Source organism: Enterococcus sp. AZ104, from assembly GCF_050546705.1.
In the GTDB taxonomy this organism is placed as follows: domain Bacteria; phylum Bacillota; class Bacilli; order Lactobacillales; family Enterococcaceae; genus Enterococcus; species Enterococcus faecalis.
The window spans coordinates 1,514,273-1,531,233 of sequence record NZ_CP172952.1; the positions used below are offsets into that span (position 1 = coordinate 1,514,273).

Consider the following 16,961-nt stretch of genomic DNA (forward strand, 5'->3'; position numbering starts at 1 on the left):
AAAAAAAGACAAGGAAACATTCGATTAAATGTCCTTGCCTCTGTTTTTGAAAATCCTAAATCAAGCCTTTCACACCTATATCTTTTCGGTAGTACATTCCAGGAAATGAGTAATTATCCAATGTTTGATAAACTTTTTTGCGGGCTTCTTCAAGAGTCGAAGCAGTTGCTTCTGCTAAAAAGATTCGTCCGCCAGCCGAAACCAGAGCCTGTTCTGAACGAGTTACCCCTGCATAATAGATGGTTTCACCAGACATTTCGGGCAATGGTAGATTTGTCTTGTATTGATTAGGATAGCCTTCTGCTGCTACAACAACACCAACACTCGCTAACTCATTCCATGCAATCGTTGGTTGCTCTTTCACCAGCAATGAAGAAATTATTTCTGAAAGGGGACTCTCTAAACGTGCCAACACAACTTGTGTTTCTGGATCCCCAAATCGAGCATTAAATTCAATAACCTTGGGGCCAGTTGCTGTTTGGATTAAACCAGCATATAAAATCCCTTGAAACGGACGTTTTTCAGCCACCATTCCTTTAGCAGTCGGTTTCAGGACTTGGCTAATGGCTTGCTGAACCGCTTCTTCTGGGATCTGAGGCACTGGTGTATAAGCGCCCATCCCCCCTGTATTCGGCCCAGCATCCCCATCGAAAATCCGCTTATGATCTTGAGCAATCACCATCGGATATACCTTCTCATTAGAAACAAAAGCCATTAAGGAAAATTCTTCTCCTTGCAAAAATTCTTCGATTACAACCGTTTGACCGCTTGCTCCAAATTGTTGGTCCTCCATCATCGCAACTAGCGCCCGTTTTGCGGCTGTTTTTGTTTCGGCAACTACTACTCCTTTTCCAGCTGCCAAACCATCTGCCTTAATAACAATTGGTACTCCTTGCTGTTCAATATATTCTAAGGCAGGTGCCAAACGTCGAAAGACCCGATATTCTGCCGTTGGAATCTGGTATTTTTGCATAAAATCTTTTGCAAAACTTTTTGAACCTTCAATTATTGCAGCTGCTTTTGTCGGGCCAAAAATCAGTAATCCCGCTGCTTGAAAGGCATCTACAATTCCTTCAATTAATGGCGTTTCCGGTCCGATGAATGTCCAATCAATCTGATTATCCTTCACAAATTGAATTAGTTCCGTTTGCTGCTCTTCACCGATAGGTACAGTCCGAATATTATCACCACTCATACCAGGATTACCTGGTGCACAATAAACAGTCTTGACTTTGTCTTCTTGCTGTAATTTTTTGGCGATTGCATGTTCACGACCACCACGCCCAATCACTAATATATTCATCGGTTTCTCCTTTAAAAATTAATGTTTGAAATGACGAGTCCCAGTAAAAATCATCGCAATACCATAATGATTCGCTAGATCAATTGATGCTTGGTCTTTAATGCTCCCGCCTGGCTGAATAATTGCTTGAATGCCATGTTGTGCAGCATATTCCACGCTATCTGCCATGGGGAAAAAGGCATCACTTGCTAAGACGGCCCCTTGTAATTTTCCAGCTGCTTGGGCTTGATCAACTGCAATTTTTACTGAACCAATTCGATTCATTTGACCAGCGCCAATCCCCACCGTTTGGCTTTCATTGGCTAAAACAATAGCGTTTGATTTTACATGCTTGACTGCTTTCCAAGCAAAGTTCAATGCGTCTCTTTCAGCTGGTGTGGGTTGGCGCTCTGTAACAACTTGCCATGCTTGGTCATTTTCAACAACTGTATCTTGTTCTTGAATTAATAACCCGCCCATAACAGAAACTAATTCCACCGCTTTTTTTTCTTGAGCATGAAAATCTAACGTTAACAAACGAAGATTCTTTTTCTGAGATAACAGTGCCAGAGCTTCTTCCTCAAAACTAGGCGCAATAATTATCTCTAAAAAGATTTGATGCATTTCAGCCGCAGTCGCTTGGTCCACTGGACGATTCAAAACAACAATGCCACCAAAAATTGAAACTGGATCTGCTTCAAATGCCTGACGATAGGCTGCCAAAATCGTTTTTCCTGTTCCAATTCCACATGGGTTCATATGTTTAACAGCGACGACCGTAGGTTCTGTAAACTCGCTAGCAATCCGGAGTGCTGCATCAGCATCTCGAATATTGTTATATGACAGTTCTTTGCCATGAAGTTGTCGAGCGGAAGCAATGGATAATGATACAGGTACAATAGATTGATAAAAGGTGGCTTGTTGATGGCTATTTTCGCCATAACGCAATGTTTGCTTACGTTCATAAGTAAGCGTCTGTTTCTCTGGTTCAGTTTCACCCACTTGCGTCGTTAAATAGTCAGCGATAAGCGCGTCATAAGCAGCGGTATGACGAAAGACTTTTGCTGCTAATCTTTTTCTGGTGGCTAACTGGCTAGTTCCAGCGCTGCTAATTTCACTTAATACCTGTTCATAATCACTAGGATCAACCACTGCTGTTACGTCTTGATAATTTTTTGCCGCTGAACGTAACATGCTAGGACCGCCAATATCAATCATTTCAATTGCTTCTGCTTCAGAGATTGCTGGTTTTAAAATTGTTTCTTTAAATGGATAAAGATTCACTACTACAAGGTCAATAAAGTGAATGCCTTGTTCAGTCAGTGCTTTTTGATGCGTTTGGTTTCCCCTTTTTGCCAAAAGTCCGCCATGGATATTCGGATGTAACGTTTTGACACGGCCATCTAACATTTCTGGAAAGCCAGTGATGTCGTCAATAGCAAGTGTCGGTACCCCCGCTTCTTCTAAGACACTCCTTGTACCCCCAGTGGAGATAATTTCAAAACCATTTGCAACTAAGCCTGCTGCAAATGTTGTCACTCCTGTTTTGTCTGAAACGCTAATCAATGCTCTTTTGGTCATTTCATTGTCTCCTTTACAATTTGTGAAATTATTTTTGGGTACCATTCGTGCTCAAGAGCATGAATTTTCTCTGCTAATATGTCCAATGTATCTTCAGTATCAATCTTGGTGGTTGTTTGGAAAATAATCGGTCCTGTATCAACCCCAGAGTCAACATAATGGATAGTGATTCCTGTTATTTTCACTCCATAATGAAATGCCTCTTCAATTCCGTGAAGACCTGGAAAACTAGGTAACAGAGAAGGATGAATATTGACGATTCTCTTTGGATAAGCCTCCAGTAAAGTCTTGCCGATAATTCTCAAATAACCAGCTAACACGATTAAATCGATCTGATGCTCTTTTAAATGTTTCAATACTTGTTCTTCATACTGCCCACGAGATGGAAAATCAGATGGTGAAAAGCAAACAACGGGAATCTTGCGTTTTTTGGCACGGGTCAATACATAGGCTTCAGGCTGGTCACAAAAGACTAAGCTCAACTGCCCTGCGATTTTTTTTGGGGAAAAAGCTGCAGCAATCGCCTCAAAATTGCTACCATTGCCAGATGCAAAAACAGCTATCTTCATAAGGCTTCCTTAAAAATAACGGCTTTCGTTTTCCTAGGTACCAAACGACCAATTTCAAAAGCTTCTGGCAAAAGCTCCTGAACTTTTTCAACATGCTCTGGACTCACCGCTAAAATCATCCCTAAGCCCATATTGAAAATTTCATACATTTCTTCAGATGGAATTTCACCGTATTTTTGAAGCAATTTAAAAATTGGTAGCACTGGCCAACTATTTAATTGAATCTCTGCAGCTAATGAAGAAGAAAACATTCTTGGTAGATTTTCTAAAAACCCGCCACCAGTAATATGCGCAGCCCCATGCACGAGTCCTGCTTTTAACAATGGCAATAATTCTTTCACGTAAATTTTTGTTGGTGTTAATAATTCTTCCCCTAACGTTTTGGGTGCCAATTCTGGAAGCTTGTCCGTTGTTTTAAACGAATGTTTCTTAAAAAAAACATTTCTTACTAAAGAGTAACCATTAGAATGAAGACCACTTGAAGGAAGACCAATCAAGAAATCGCCTTCTTTTACGTTACTTGGAGTCAAGAGTTGACTTTTCTCAGCAATACCCACGGCAAAACCAGCCACGTCATAAGCATCTGCTTCATACATATCAGGCATTTCAGCTGTTTCGCCCCCAATTAAGGCTGCATTCGCCTCACAACAGCCAGTCGCAACACCCGCAACAATTGCTTCAACTTTAGCTGGATTAACGGTCCCTAACGCTAAATAATCTAAAAAATATAACGGTTCGGCGCCTTGTGCGACGACATCATTGACACACATTGCTACACAATCAATTCCGATTGTCTCGTGTTTCTGTTCTTCAATTGCCAAGAGTAACTTTGTGCCTACGCCATCCGTTCCTGATACCAAAACTGGTTCTTTAAGCTTGTAACTACTTAAATCAAAACAACCACCAAAACCACCAAGCATACCCAACGTTCCCGTCCGTTGTGTCTTTTGGCTATGCTTTTGAATTCGTTCCACTACTTCGTATCCTGCCTCAACATTTACGCCAGCTTTTGAATAGGCATTTTCCATGTCAATTCCTCCTAGTTTCTTTTTTCAAGGATGCTTGATATTGTTCTTCATAATCATACAAAGGCGTTGGATAGTCTCCATTAAAGTAAGCCATACACAGCCCAGAATAAGGAGCATCATAATTTAATTGAATCCCATCAATCAGCCCTGCTTCACTCAAAAAAGCCAGCGAATCTGCGCCAATCTGCTCTTTGATCTCTTCAATTGAATAGTTTGCCGCAATTAGTTCGTCCCGCGTCTGTATATCAATGCCATAAAAACACGGATATTTTAATGGTGGTGAAGCAATTCTGACATGAACTTCTTGCGCTTCTGCTTCTTTTAATAAATGAATAATGCGCCGAATAGTGGTCCCGCGAACAATCGAATCATCTACTAAAACGACTTTTTTTCCTTTGACCACGCCACGAACTGCTGATAGTTTCATACGGACACCTTGTTCTCTTAATTCTTGTGTCGGCTGGATGAACGTTCGAGCGACATATTGATTTTTTACTAAACCTAGTTCGTAAGGTATCTGTGCTTCTTCTGCATAGCCGCTAGCTGCAGACAATGACGAGTTCGGTACCCCAATTACCATATCAGCTGCGACTGGACTTTCGATTGCCAAGTTCTTCCCCATCCTTTTACGAGCTGTATGCACATTAACTCCAGCAATATTTGAATCTGGCCGTGCAAAATAAATATATTCCATTGCACAAATTGCCGGTTGGACTTCCGTAGTGAAAACCTCTATTTTCAAGCCTTCATCAGAAATGATGACTACTTCACCAGGCGCCACATCTTGAATAAAGCGAGCCCCAACTGTTTCTAATGCACACGTTTCGGATGCCACAACGTACGCCCCATTGTTCATTTGTCCGATGGAGAGAGGGCGAAAGCCGTTGGGATCCAGTGCAGCAATCATCATCGTTTCTGTTAATAAAAGATAAGCAAAGCCACCCTTAACCAAATTCAAGCTCTCTTTTAGTTTATCGAGAAACGAGGCAGCAGTGCTTTTTCGAATCAAGTGCATTAAAATTTCAGTGTCTGAATTGGAATGAAAAATAGCGCCTTCTCTTTCTAGTTGTTTTCGTAAACGCTTGGCATTTGTCAAATTGCCATTGTGTGCTAACCCAATTTGACTATCATAAAATTTAAATAAAAATGGCTGAATATTATCCACGCTACCCGTACCAGCGGTTGCATAGCGTACATGACCAATAGCCGCCGTTCCTTCTAACGCATTCAGTTGTTCTTGCTTTTGGAATACTTCTGCTAACAAACCTAAATCACGGTGGCCATCTAATTTCCCAGAATTGTTCGCCACAATTCCCGCGCCTTCTTGGCCTCGATGCTGCAAGCTGTGTAAACCAAAATAGGTCACTTGTGCCGCATCAGGATGACCCCAAATACCAAAAATACCACACTCTTCATTTAAGCTTTTTGCTTCATAAGACATGGAATCGCATCCTCCCATAAGGCTTTGGCTTCTTTTGTTGAACAATTGATCACATCATCTAACGCATGAATGACCAAACCAGTTTCAGTCACTTTCCCAATATGTTGAGCTTTTCTTCCGATAAGTGTTTCAAATGCTTCTTGATGCTGGGGACTAACTGAAAGAATAAAACGGGATTGCGTCTCCGCAAATAGATATTCTTTTGCTAATGGCAGTGTCACCTGTAACCCCAGTTCGTTGGCAAAAGCCGACTCGGCTAAAGCAACGGCAACGCCACCTTCAGCGCAATCATGCGCGCTAACAACTAGGCCTGCTTGAATTGCTTTTAAAACTAATTCTTGGTTTGCTTTTTCCTCTTTTAAATCAAATGAGCGTAATTGCCCTTCAATTCGACCCAGTTGCATTTTTTGAATTTCTGAGCCGTTAAAATCTGCGTGGGTTTCACCGATGAGATAAATTAAGTCATCCACTTGTTTAAACGCTTGTGTGGTAATTTGTGAAACATCTTCAATCACGCCCACCATGCCGATCATTGGCGTTGGATAAATGGCTTGACCATCTGTTTCATTGTAAAGAGAGACGTTCCCAGAAATCACGGGCGTTCCTAGCTGACGGCAAGCTGCGGCGATTCCATCCGCCGACGTCCATAATTCCCAAAAACTTTCTGGTTTATCAGGGGAACCATAATTCAAACAATCAGTGATAGCCAAAGGTTGTGCTCCACTTGCTACAATATTACGGGCTGCTTCTGCAACCGCAATTTGCCCACCAATTTCAGGATTTAAATACAAATAACGGCTATTACAATCTGTCGTCATCGCTAAGGCTTTATTGGTGCCCCGCACTCTTAAAACAGCTGCATCACTTCCTGGTTGCACCACTGTATTCGTTTGTACTTGACTATCATAGGTTTCGTAAACTGATTTTTTCGATGCAATCGTTGGTTGTTGCAATAGGCGTTTTAATAATTCCGTGCTATTCGTAATTTCTGGAATGAAGGGCGCTAATTTTTTAAAAGCACGCATCCGCTCTGGTTCTTGATAGGCTTTCTGGTAGACAGGGGCTTCTTCTGCCAAAGCATCTACTGGTACATCTGCGACTATTTTGCCACCGTGAAAGACACGATACTGTCCATCATCTGTTACGGATCCAATCGCTACCGCTTCTAAGTCATACGTTTGAAACAATTCACAAACTTGCTGTTCTGATCCTTTTTCCACACAGATTAACATCCGTTCTTGGGACTCAGACAAGAGCATTTCATAGGGGCTCATCAGCGTCTCTCTCTGCGGAACTTTATCCAGCTCTAGAATCAAGCCTGAACCTGCTTTTGATGCCATTTCAGCACTTGAAGAAACCAAGCCAGCCGCCCCCATATCTTGGATGCCGATTAAAATATCTTGATGATTTTTGATTAAATCAAGACAAGCTTCCAATAATAATTTTTCCATAAACGGATCACCTACTTGTACTGCAGATCGTTGCTGTTCTTCACCTTCACTAAATTCTTCTGAAGCAAAGGTCGCACCATGAATTCCATCTCGTCCTGTTTTCGCACCTACGTAAAGAATGCTATTTCCGACGCCTTTTGCTTGGCCTTTTTGAATCTCATCATGACGAATCAATCCCACACACATAGCATTGACAAGTGGGTTTCCTTGATAACATGGCTCAAAAGCAATTTCGCCGCCAACGGTTGGAATACCAATACAATTTCCATAACCGCTAATCCCCGCCACAACTTCTTGAAACAAATAACGTGTTCGTGCATCCGTCAGTTCGCCAAATCTTAGCGAATCCAGTAAAGCAATCGGCCGCGCCCCCATACTGAAAATATCGCGAATAATTCCACCAACGCCTGTAGCCGCTCCTTCGTAAGGTTCTACTGCAGAAGGATGATTATGGCTCTCTGCTTTAAAAACAACAGCTAATCCGTCACCAATATCGACAATCCCAGCTCCTTCACCAGGGCCTTGAAGCACTTGTGGCCCTTCCGTCGGAAACTTTTTTAAAACGGGCTTGGAATTTTTGTAAGAGCAATGTTCACTCCACATCACGGAGAATAAGCCAGTTTCTGTATAATTAGGTTCTCTTTGCAAAATGGTCTCAATCTGATGATATTCTTCATCTGTTAGTCCCCATTCTGCATACAACCGTGTCTCCTTGATTTCTTTTGGTGTTGGTTCATTCATCATTGGCTTAATTCCTTTCCAAAGTTTTTAATGATTGAAGCAAAAAAGCTGCGTCCATCTGTTGAACCTAACAATTCTTCCATCGCTCGTTCCGGATGAGGCATCATTCCTAGAACATTGCCCTGTTCATTACAAATACCAGCAATATTCTCAAGACTACCGTTCACCTTTTCTTGATACGTAAAAACAATTTGGTTCTTTTCTTTCAGCTCTTGCAACGTTTTTTCATCACAATAGTAATTCCCTTCGCCATGTGCTACTGGTAAATGTATCGAAACATTTTCAGGATACTCGCTTGTAAACTTTGTGTGCGTATTCACTTTCAATGGGACACTTTTACAAATAAAACGAAGCGAATCATTTCTTAGCAACGTGCCAGGAAGTAAGCCAATTTCTGTTAAAATTTGAAAGCCATTACAAGTACCAAAAACCATTTTGCCTTCTGTAGCAAAGCGAATCACCTCATTGATAATTGGCGAAAACCGAGCAATTGCACCACAACGTAAGTAATCGCCATAAGAAAAACCACCAGGCAACAATACGCCATCAAATTTTGCTAAAGAAGTGGCATCGTGTCGGACAAATTCTGCATCGACGCCCATCACCTCTTTGACAGCCCACAATAAGTCTGCATCACAATTAGATCCTGGAAAAACAATCACTGCCAATTTCATTTAAATTTCCTCCAAAGATAAAATTTCAAAACGATAGGATTCCATATTTACATTGGCTAATAGTTGATCACAAATTTGTTCAATTTTCTCTTCAATTGCTTCTGTCTGCTGGACGTGCATTTCAAAATACTTACCGACACGGATTTCGGCTACTTCTGTAAAACCAAGCCGATGGACTGCTTCCTTAACCGCTTCACCTTGGGGATCCAAAATTGATTCTTTATACGTAACATAGACTTTGACAAAATACATACGCGCTTCCTCCTCAATTAGCTGTTAGTAAACGTTGTAAAACTTCTTCATATACAGGAACTATTTCTCCTAATTCACGGCGATAAACATCTTTATCCAGATGTTCGTTTGTGTTTAAATCCCATAGACGACAGGTGTCTGGAGAAATTTCATCTGCCAGTAACAATTGATTGGCCTTCGTCCGACCAATCTCGATTTTAAAATCGATCAAACAAATATTGAGGCGTTGAAAGAGTTGACTGAGCGCCTGATTAATTTGTAAAGTCAATGCTTTAATCTCCACAATTTCAGCAGGAGTGGCTACTTTTAGAAATTGAATATGGTCTTCGTTAATAAAAGGATCATCCAGACGATCTTCTTTGTAATAAAATTCAATAATGGGCGTCACTAATTTAGTGCCCTCTTCAATCGCTAAACGCTTCGAAAAACTTCCTGCCGCATAATTACGTACGACAACTTCCAAAGGAATCATTTCTACGGCCTGAATTAATTGTTCGTGTTCAGATACTTTTTTGATAAAATGATTGGGAATCTTCTGTTGCTGTAAATATTCAAAAATAAGACTAGTGATTTGATTATTTAAAGCGCCTTTTCCAAGAACTTTGTCTTTTCTTTGACCGTTTAAAGCTGTTGCTTGATCAAGATATTCCACAAAAAGAACCGCTGCATTTTCTGTTTGATACAACTTCTTCGCTTTTCCTGTATACACAAGTGCTTTCTTTTCCATTCTTTCCCTCTTCTCGTTAGCTTCATGAATCCTATTCTTTCTAACTCAGCTGATTTACATCAGTTAAAAACTTACATTAGTTATAAAAAAACAATAATCGTTCGTGTTTGTCGAATGTAAAAATAAAAAACTTGCTTGGAGCAAGCATTTATTAAGTTACGTTCCAAATACCAACAGTCTCAATTTCCTTTAACGTTTCTGATAAGCAAGGTGTTGTAATGGTGACGTGGCCCATTTTTCTGCCAACTTTTGATTCGGCTTTTCCATAGTAATGGACTTGCCAAGTGGGTTTTGACGTGCATAACTGGTAGCTTTTTTCTAAGTGTTCACCTAAGAGATTCACCATAACCACTGGTTGAAGTAACTGGGGTAACCCAATGCCCCAATTGCTAATCCCTCGAATATGCGCATCAAATTGACTAAATGAGCAAGCTTCAATAGAGTAATGACCTGAGTTATGAGGCCGTGGCGCTAATTCATTGACGTACAACTCTTCTGAATCCGTTAAAAACAGTTCGATAGCTAAAACCCCAGATAAATTTAATTCCTCAGCAATGTGTTGCGCCAATTCCGCTGCTTTTTGTTGCACATTCTCAGAAATTCGAGCGGGCACAATTGATTCATGCAAGATATTCTTTCGATGAATGTTTTCAGATACAGGAAAGCTTTGGTAACCATGCTTATTCCCTGCAACGATGATTGAAAGTTCTTTAGTGAAAGGCACCCACTTTTCTAATTCACAAGTGGTGTTAGCTAATAATTTAGTCGCTTGGGAGAAATCCTCTTCGCATTTTAAGACGACCTGTCCTTTTCCATCGTATCCACCTTGAATAGTTTTTAAGACACATGGAAAACCAATCTTTTCTGTTGCTTGTGGCAGCTCTTTCTGACTTTTCACTTCCGTAAAAGGGGCAATCTTACAGCCAATCGATTGAAGAAACATTTTTTCAAGCAATCGATTTTGAGTAATTTTTAACAATTCTGTTCCTTGTGGCAGCTTTTCTAGTGGAATGGCCTTTTCTAGAGAGGCCACTTCAATATTTTCAAATTCATAGGTGATCACATCGCATAACTCTGCTAGTTCAGTTAAAGCAGATATCTGATCAAAGGCTGCCACAATTTGACGGTCAGCTACTTGACCAGCTGGACTATTGAGCGTTGGGTCCAACACAATCATTTGGAAACCCATTTTTTTACCACTCATGACTAGCATTCGCCCTAACTGTCCCCCACCTATAATGCCAATAGTTGCTCCGACTTTTAAAGGTTTATTCAAGTTGTTCCCCACTTTCCATAACCGCTTTTTCCAATGATTGTCGTCTTGCTTGGATTCTTTCTGCTAACTGTAAATCATCAATACTTAGTATTTCTGCAGCTAATAACCCAGCATTGGTAGCACCTGCTGAGCCAATCGCAGTTGTTGCTACAGGAACTCCCCCTGGCATCTGCACAATAGACAACAGTGAATCAATACCGTTTAATGTTCGTGTTTTAACTGGAACACCAATGACAGGTAAGGTTGTCTTTGCAGCTACCATCCCTGGTAAATGGGCCGCTCCACCAGCGCCAGCGATAATAACCTTCAATCCTTTTGTTCGTGATTCCTCTGCAAAACGAAACATCAAATCAGGGGTCCTATGTGCCGATATCACTCGTTTTTCATAAGGAATTCCCAACTCTTCCAACACAAGACAAGCAGCTTTCATCGTTGCCCAGTCTGAGGTACTTCCCATAATCACAGCGACTAATGGTTTCATGAATGTAATAACTCCTTCCGCCTTTTTTCACTGTTATTCTAACAATGAGAAAAAGAGATGTCAAAGAAAAACCGAAATATTATATATTAAAATTATATAATGTTCGTTTTTATCAAAAAAAAGAGTCATCGGAAAGATGACTCTTTTTTGCTATTTTTAGCGTTGCTTCCTCTTTAAGAAGAAACGTCGCCTGTATTAATAACTGGTTGTGTGCCCTTATCAGTAATGATTGAGACTAGTAAATTATTAATAAGTTGTACTTTTCGTTCATCGGTAAAATTAATTTCTTGCCCTTCTTCAATCTGTTCTAAGGCCATTTGTGTCATGCTTACCGCACCTTCAACAATTGTTTGTCGAGCCGCTAAGATTGCTTTTGCTTGCTGTCTTTGCAACATGGAGCTAGCTATTTCAGTTGCATAAGCTAAATGATTCAACCGTGTTTCGATAACCTCTACACCAGCCACTGCTAAGCGTTCTTGCAATTCTTTGGTTAACTCCTCGGAAATTTGTTCGGTATTTCCTCGCAGAGTTACATCATTATCTGAAAAAGTGTCATAAGGATATTGTGTTGCTACATGCCGGATTGCCGTTTCACTTTGAATTTCCACAAAGTCTTGATAATAATCGACATTAAATAACGCCTTAGCTGTATCGACTACCCGAAAAACGATGACCGCAGAGATTTCGATTGGATTCCCGTCAGAGTCATTGACTTTTAATAGAGAACTATTGAAATTTCGTACTTTCAAAGAAATGTTCATTTTTTGCGTAAATGGAATGGTAATAAACAACCCATTTTCTTTAATCGTACCTAAGTAGCGACCAAAAAATAAAATAGCTTTCGCCTGGTTGGGACTAACAATGGTTAAGGAACTTAAAAATAAAATAGCCCCAACTAACAAAATAATACCTAAAACAACAAGAACACCATTGGTATGACTCGCTCCATAAATAAATAAACCAATTCCCGCAATTAAAATAACTAATAAGCTCGCAATTCCTACGTAGCCACTCATATAAAATGTTTTTTTCTCTTCCATCTGTTTCACTCTCCTAACTCATTTATCTGGTCCTTATTATACACCTCATTGCCTTCAATAGAGTAACTTTTAACATTAAATAAACTGATTTTTTCGGTGCTCTTGTAGTATACTGAGAACAAAGAAATCCCAAGAAAAGGAGTGATAGAATGCGCTATTTAAGCAAGGACATTTTAGAGGAAGTCATCACTCAACGCCCCTCCGACTCTTATAAAAGCAATTTTGGGCGTGTCGTATTAATCGGAGGAAACCGTCAATATGGCGGAGCCATCATCATGAGTACCGAAGCGTGTATCAATAGTGGCGCTGGTCTCACCACTGTGATTACTGATGTTAAAAATCACGGGCCTTTACATGCAAGATGCCCAGAAGCGATGGTCGTGGGCTTTGAAGAAACAGCCCTTCTGACGGACGTCGTAGAACAAGCGGAGGTTATTTTAATTGGTCCAGGTTTAGGCTTAGATGCTACTGCACAACAAATATTAAAGATGGTACTCGCCCAACATCAAAAACAACAATGGTTAATTATCGATGGCTCAGCAATTACCCTGTTTAGCCAAGGTAATTTTTCCCTTACCTATCCTGAAAAAGTTGTTTTCACACCTCATCAAATGGAATGGCAACGTTTGAGTCACTTACCTATCGAGCAACAAACACTGGCAAATAACCAGCGCCAACAAGCAAAATTAGGCAGTACGATTGTTTTAAAAAGTCATCACACCACAATTTTCCACGCAGGAGAACCTTTTCAAAATACAGGCGGCAACCCTGGGATGGCTACTGGCGGAACTGGGGATACCTTGGCTGGCATCATTGCTGGTTTTTTAGCTCAGTTTAAGCCGACAATTGAAACCATTGCTGGCGCCGTCTACTTACACAGTCTCATTGGTGATTATTTGGCCAAAACCGACTATGTTGTTTTACCAACGAAGATTAGTCAAGCCTTGCCGACATATATGAAAAAATATGCCCAGCCACACACTGCACCTGATTCTGAACTATTAGAACAGAAGCGTTCGAGATAAAACCCGAAAAGGCTAAATGGTGACAAATTTTGGGTTAAAAAGCAGGATTTAAGCCTGGGCCGAAAATCAAAAGCGATTTTCAGCCCAGGCTCTCTTTTTATTTTTCCTTATAAACATTTTTTAACGTTAATGGAGCGCCAAAGGTATGAAAATTCAAGCCTTTGACTTTATCATTTTGCAGGACTGTTTGTTCATTTTGGCTAAGTGGAATCATGCCAGCAGTCGTTTCAATCACTTCTTTTTCAGCCGCAATCAGTGTCGCCCATCTTTTTTCTGGCTCTAAGGCATAGGTTGTGGCTGCTTCATCTAATAATTTGTCATAGACAGGGTTCTGATAATTGCGATCATTGCCCTTGTATAAAGTCATCAGGGTAGAAATAGGATCTTGATAGTCTGGTGTCCAGTAAATTAAGAATAAATCATAGTCACTTTCTCGCCCAAAGTTCAATGCAGCTTCGGTCGGCAATGCGGTTAGCTCTATTGTCAAACCAGGAAACAGTTCTTGTAGCGAGCCTTGCAAACTTTCACCAATTTTTTTGTAAGAACCATCATCTGTTACCATCAATTCAACGTTAACCTTTTCTCCTAATTCTGCTTGTGCTTTTTTCCAATAACTTTGCGCTTTTTCTTTGTTATAAACCATTAAATCACCTGCTTCTTGACGAAAATCGAGGCCCGTTGTGGGATTCGCAACAAAGCCTTCCGTGATTGCCCCATGTAGCGCTTTAGAACCATCTGCAATAATATTATTGACTAGATTTTCTTTATCTATGCCTAAAGCCAACGCTTTACGCAGGTTTTCGTTTGCAAGCGGCGTTGCTTGCCCTTTCCGTTTTTGATTTAAGCGCAAATAGTTCATTGTCGCTGTTGGGTACGAATGATACAACGTATTATTTTTATTCTGTTGCGCCAATTCACCACTTAGTGTAGCCACATCTAATTGTCCATCTTCAAAAAGATTCAATGCAGTAGATGTTTCTTTGATAACCGTATAATTGATAATGTCTGAGCGCACGTTCTGGTGATCCCAATAGCGATTATTTTTTGCTAGTTGCCAGTCCATCTTTGTTTGCTGCCAATCTTTTACCACGAACGGACCATTATAGACGACTTTATCACTAGCAGTTCCATAGTCCGCACCAAATTGTTCGACTACTTTTTGATTTTGCGGGAAAAATGTAGGAAAAGCTAACAAGGACGTAAAGTACGGTTTTGGCTCTTTGAGCGTCACCTTTAATGTATAATCATCCACAGCTGTGACACCAAGTTCATTGGGAGCTAATTTCCCCGCTGAGATTTCTGCACCATTTTGAATTGTTTCAACGATGAGGAAACTATAGACAAAGCCGTTTTTAGGATCAATCATTTTTTTCCAAGCATATTCAAAATCATGTGCCGTGACAGGATCATCGTTACTCCAAACCGCTTCTTTTCTCAAAGAAATCGTGTAAATTTTTCCATCTTCTGAAATCGTCGGCAATGCTTTTGCTACGGCTGGTACCAATTGGTCTTGTTCATCTAAACTATATAACCCTTCAAACGCTGCTGTTTGGACAATAGCATCTGGAAAATCCAATAATACAGAGGTGTTGAGCGTTGTTAATTCCGAGGGTGACATCAGTTGAACAGCTTCTTTGGTATTTTTCTGTTTCTTTTTATTTTCATTTTTATTGGTACACCCAGCTAAAAATCCTACCAATAAAATACAAACCATTGTGATTTTTAAATACTTTTTCATCTTCTTTCTCCTATAACTCTTCATTTTTTATGCTTTTACTTACAGAAAGACAGCTCCCCTTTTATTTTGTCCTTTCCACAAGCATCCAGACAACGACCGCTGGCTCCAACCCATTATTATAATTAATGTGCCCCTCACCAGCTTCAATTAATTGGGCTTGTCCAGCTTTTCCAACTAAGTCTTGACCATCTTCTAAAATCGTATGTGCTTCGCCAGAAATCACATAAGAATATTCATCCTGTTCATGGCGAGCATATCCAGCTAAAGGCCGTTTTTCACCAGGTTGTAATGTAATAACGCCCATTTGAACTTGTGCATTTGGTTGGTTTTCTTTATCAAAAAAAATCGTCATTTCTTCTGATTCTGCTGATTTAATAAGCAATAGCTTTCCCTCCTTTTTTTAAATCTTGTATCTTCCATTATTCCTTTAAATAGAATCAAAGTCAATATTTTTATAGAAAATTCTGAATATTCTACACAAAAAAAGAGAGCATGAATTCTCTCTTTTTTGTCTCTTTAAACTTTTACAATCCAGCCTTCTGGCGCTTCTTTGTCACCAAACTGTATGCCAACCAGTTCATCATATAGTTGCTTAGTCACTGGTCCAACTTCCGTTTCACTATAAAATACATGGAAATCTGTGCCGTTTTGAATCCCACCAATAGGAGAAATAATCGCCGCTGTGCCACAAGCACCCGCTTCGGAGAAGTCCGCTAATCGATCAATGTAAACGTCTCCTTCAAGCGCCGTCATCCCTAAACGTTCTTTTGCTAGCGTCAATAATGAATATTTAGTAATACTTGGTAAAATAGACGCTGATTTCGGCGTAATAAAAGTACCATCTTTGGTTATGCCAAAGAAATTGGCTGCACCAACTTCTTCAATTTTCGTATGCGTATACGGATCTAAATAAATGCAATCACTAAATTCTTTCTCATGTGCTTCTGCACCTGGTAAAAGACTAGCTGCATAATTGCCCCCCACTTTAGCGGCCCCAGTTCCTCGACCCGCTGCTCGATCATATTCAGAAACGATAAAGTTGGTTGGTGCTAAACCATTTTTAAAATACGAACCAACCGGCACGCAAAAAATAGAAAAAATGTATTCTTTGGCAGGTGCTACGCCAATATTATCGCCGACACCAATCATATAAGGGCGAAGATACAACGTACCGCCCGTTCCATATGGCGGTAAATAAGCAAGGTTGGCTTTCACCACTTCTTGGCATGCAGAAACAAAGGTTTCTACTGGCACTTGTGGCATCAGTAGACGCGCACAACTTTTTTGTAGCCGTTTGGCATTTTCATCTGGACGAAACAAATTGACAGAACCATCTGCACATTGATACGCTTTTAATCCTTCAAAACATTGTTGGCCATAATGTAGAGCAGGCGAACCTTCACTAATCGTTAACTGATTGTTATCTGTTAGCGTGCCTTCTTCCCACTTGCCATCTCGCCAATAACTAATATAACGAAAGGGCGTTTTAATGTAAGAAAATCCTAAATTATTCCAATCAAGATTGGCTTTTTCCATTGTCGTAGCACCTCAATTATTTTGATTTTTTATCTTAATTAGTGTAATTGTACCCACCAAAAACTAGAAAAGCAAGTCTTATTCTCATTCTTAACTTTTGTTATTTTTTCTTACTTGTC

The 16,961-nt window shown here is 40.2% G+C and carries 16 protein-coding genes; 1 reads left to right on the plus strand and 15 read right to left on the minus strand.

All coding sequences use genetic code 11. From position 1 onward, the window contains the following. Positions 1-55: 55 nt before the first annotated feature. The 12 genes from purD to IGJ37_RS07420 form a co-directional block, all read right to left on the minus strand. Positions 56-1,303, minus strand: a complete 1,248-nt coding sequence (gene purD / locus IGJ37_RS07365; RefSeq protein ID WP_010825294.1) for a phosphoribosylamine--glycine ligase — start codon at positions 1,301-1,303, stop codon at positions 56-58. Positions 1,304-1,321: 18 nt separating this feature from the next. Next, positions 1,322-2,908 carry a bifunctional phosphoribosylaminoimidazolecarboxamide formyltransferase/IMP cyclohydrolase gene (gene purH / locus IGJ37_RS07370; protein WP_411859932.1) on the minus strand — a complete coding sequence of 529 codons (1,587 nt, stop codon included), beginning with the start codon at positions 2,906-2,908 and terminating at the stop codon, positions 1,322-1,324. Continuing rightward, positions 2,860-3,432: a phosphoribosylglycinamide formyltransferase gene (gene purN / locus IGJ37_RS07375; RefSeq protein ID WP_010708724.1), complete on the minus strand. Its 573-nt coding sequence runs from the start codon at positions 3,430-3,432 to the stop codon at positions 2,860-2,862. The genes purH and purN overlap by 49 nt, the downstream gene beginning before the upstream one ends. Continuing rightward, complete coding sequence (purM, locus tag IGJ37_RS07380; protein WP_010730797.1) at positions 3,429-4,460, minus strand: phosphoribosylformylglycinamidine cyclo-ligase; 1,032 nt, start codon at positions 4,458-4,460, stop codon at positions 3,429-3,431. Before purM ends, purN begins: the two co-directional genes overlap by 4 nt. Before the next feature lies 1 nt (position 4,461). After that, the gene (purF, locus tag IGJ37_RS07385) at positions 4,462-5,901 is read right to left on the minus strand and encodes an amidophosphoribosyltransferase (protein WP_002394511.1); all 1,440 of its coding nucleotides are present in this window, start codon (positions 5,899-5,901) and stop codon (positions 4,462-4,464) included. Next, positions 5,877-8,096 carry a phosphoribosylformylglycinamidine synthase subunit PurL gene (purL, locus tag IGJ37_RS07390; RefSeq protein WP_252671105.1) on the minus strand — a complete coding sequence of 740 codons (2,220 nt, stop codon included), beginning with the start codon at positions 8,094-8,096 and terminating at the stop codon, positions 5,877-5,879. Before purL ends, purF begins: the two co-directional genes overlap by 25 nt. Beyond that, positions 8,093-8,767 (minus strand): phosphoribosylformylglycinamidine synthase subunit PurQ, encoded by a 675-nt coding sequence (purQ, locus tag IGJ37_RS07395; RefSeq protein ID WP_104874901.1) that lies wholly within the window; start codon positions 8,765-8,767, stop codon positions 8,093-8,095. Before purQ ends, purL begins: the two co-directional genes overlap by 4 nt. After that, positions 8,768-9,019, minus strand: coding sequence for a phosphoribosylformylglycinamidine synthase subunit PurS (purS, locus tag IGJ37_RS07400; RefSeq protein ID WP_002357271.1), 252 nt, complete (start codon positions 9,017-9,019; stop codon positions 8,768-8,770). Positions 9,020-9,032: 13 nt separating this feature from the next. Next, positions 9,033-9,746 carry a phosphoribosylaminoimidazolesuccinocarboxamide synthase gene (gene purC / locus IGJ37_RS07405; protein ID WP_002360135.1) on the minus strand — a complete coding sequence of 238 codons (714 nt, stop codon included), beginning with the start codon at positions 9,744-9,746 and terminating at the stop codon, positions 9,033-9,035. A 151-nt stretch (positions 9,747-9,897) separates the two neighbouring features. Further along, positions 9,898-11,022, minus strand: a complete 1,125-nt coding sequence (purK, locus tag IGJ37_RS07410; RefSeq protein ID WP_192190044.1) for a 5-(carboxyamino)imidazole ribonucleotide synthase — start codon at positions 11,020-11,022, stop codon at positions 9,898-9,900. After that, positions 11,015-11,503 (minus strand): 5-(carboxyamino)imidazole ribonucleotide mutase, encoded by a 489-nt coding sequence (purE, locus tag IGJ37_RS07415; protein WP_002360132.1) that lies wholly within the window; start codon positions 11,501-11,503, stop codon positions 11,015-11,017. The genes purK and purE overlap by 8 nt, the downstream gene beginning before the upstream one ends. Before the next feature lie 173 nt (positions 11,504-11,676). Further along, on the minus strand, positions 11,677-12,543 hold the full coding sequence (locus IGJ37_RS07420) for an SPFH domain-containing protein (protein ID WP_002357267.1): 867 nt from the start codon (positions 12,541-12,543) through the stop codon (positions 11,677-11,679). A gap of 149 nt (positions 12,544-12,692) precedes the next feature. On the opposite strand from IGJ37_RS07420, the gene IGJ37_RS07425 reads away from it, so the two are divergent. After that, positions 12,693-13,568, plus strand: a complete 876-nt coding sequence (locus IGJ37_RS07425) for an NAD(P)H-hydrate dehydratase (protein ID WP_002394515.1) — start codon at positions 12,693-12,695, stop codon at positions 13,566-13,568. Between the two features lie 97 nt (positions 13,569-13,665). On the opposite strand, the gene IGJ37_RS07430 is transcribed toward IGJ37_RS07425, so the two are convergent. The 3 genes from IGJ37_RS07430 to IGJ37_RS07440 all read right to left on the minus strand — a co-directional run bounded on the left by IGJ37_RS07430 (position 13,666) and on the right by IGJ37_RS07440 (position 16,842). After that, positions 13,666-15,306, minus strand: coding sequence for a peptide ABC transporter substrate-binding protein (locus tag IGJ37_RS07430; protein ID WP_252671107.1), 1,641 nt, complete (start codon positions 15,304-15,306; stop codon positions 13,666-13,668). 61 nt (positions 15,307-15,367) lie between these two features. Continuing rightward, on the minus strand, positions 15,368-15,688 hold the full coding sequence (locus IGJ37_RS07435) for a cupin domain-containing protein (protein WP_252671108.1): 321 nt from the start codon (positions 15,686-15,688) through the stop codon (positions 15,368-15,370). 134 nt (positions 15,689-15,822) lie between these two features. Next, complete coding sequence (locus IGJ37_RS07440) at positions 15,823-16,842, minus strand: branched-chain amino acid aminotransferase (protein WP_002369265.1); 1,020 nt, start codon at positions 16,840-16,842, stop codon at positions 15,823-15,825. Positions 16,843-16,961 lie beyond the last annotated feature (119 nt).

Coding starts and splice junctions, on each gene's coding strand:
- purD (WP_010825294.1), bottom strand. CDS start 1,303: ATGAATATATTAGTGATTGGGCGTGGTGGTCGTGAACATGCAATCGCC.
- purH (WP_411859932.1), bottom strand. CDS start 2,908: ATGGTACCCAAAAATAATTTCACAAATTGTAAAGGAGACAATGAAATG.
- purN (WP_010708724.1), bottom strand. CDS start 3,432: ATGAAGATAGCTGTTTTTGCATCTGGCAATGGTAGCAATTTTGAGGCG.
- purM (WP_010730797.1), bottom strand. CDS start 4,460: ATGGAAAATGCCTATTCAAAAGCTGGCGTAAATGTTGAGGCAGGATAC.
- purF (WP_002394511.1), bottom strand. CDS start 5,901: ATGTCTTATGAAGCAAAAAGCTTAAATGAAGAGTGTGGTATTTTTGGT.
- purL (WP_252671105.1), bottom strand. CDS start 8,096: ATGATGAATGAACCAACACCAAAAGAAATCAAGGAGACACGGTTGTAT.
- purQ (WP_104874901.1), bottom strand. CDS start 8,767: ATGAAATTGGCAGTGATTGTTTTTCCAGGATCTAATTGTGATGCAGAC.
- purS (WP_002357271.1), bottom strand. CDS start 9,019: ATGTATTTTGTCAAAGTCTATGTTACGTATAAAGAATCAATTTTGGAT.
- purC (WP_002360135.1), bottom strand. CDS start 9,746: ATGGAAAAGAAAGCACTTGTGTATACAGGAAAAGCGAAGAAGTTGTAT.
- purE (WP_002360132.1), bottom strand. CDS start 11,503: ATGAAACCATTAGTCGCTGTGATTATGGGAAGTACCTCAGACTGGGCA.
- IGJ37_RS07420 (WP_002357267.1), bottom strand. CDS start 12,543: ATGGAAGAGAAAAAAACATTTTATATGAGTGGCTACGTAGGAATTGCG.
- IGJ37_RS07425 (WP_002394515.1), top strand. CDS start 12,693: ATGCGCTATTTAAGCAAGGACATTTTAGAGGAAGTCATCACTCAACGC.
- IGJ37_RS07430 (WP_252671107.1), bottom strand. CDS start 15,306: ATGAAAAAGTATTTAAAAATCACAATGGTTTGTATTTTATTGGTAGGA.
- IGJ37_RS07440 (WP_002369265.1), bottom strand. CDS start 16,842: ATGGAAAAAGCCAATCTTGATTGGAATAATTTAGGATTTTCTTACATT.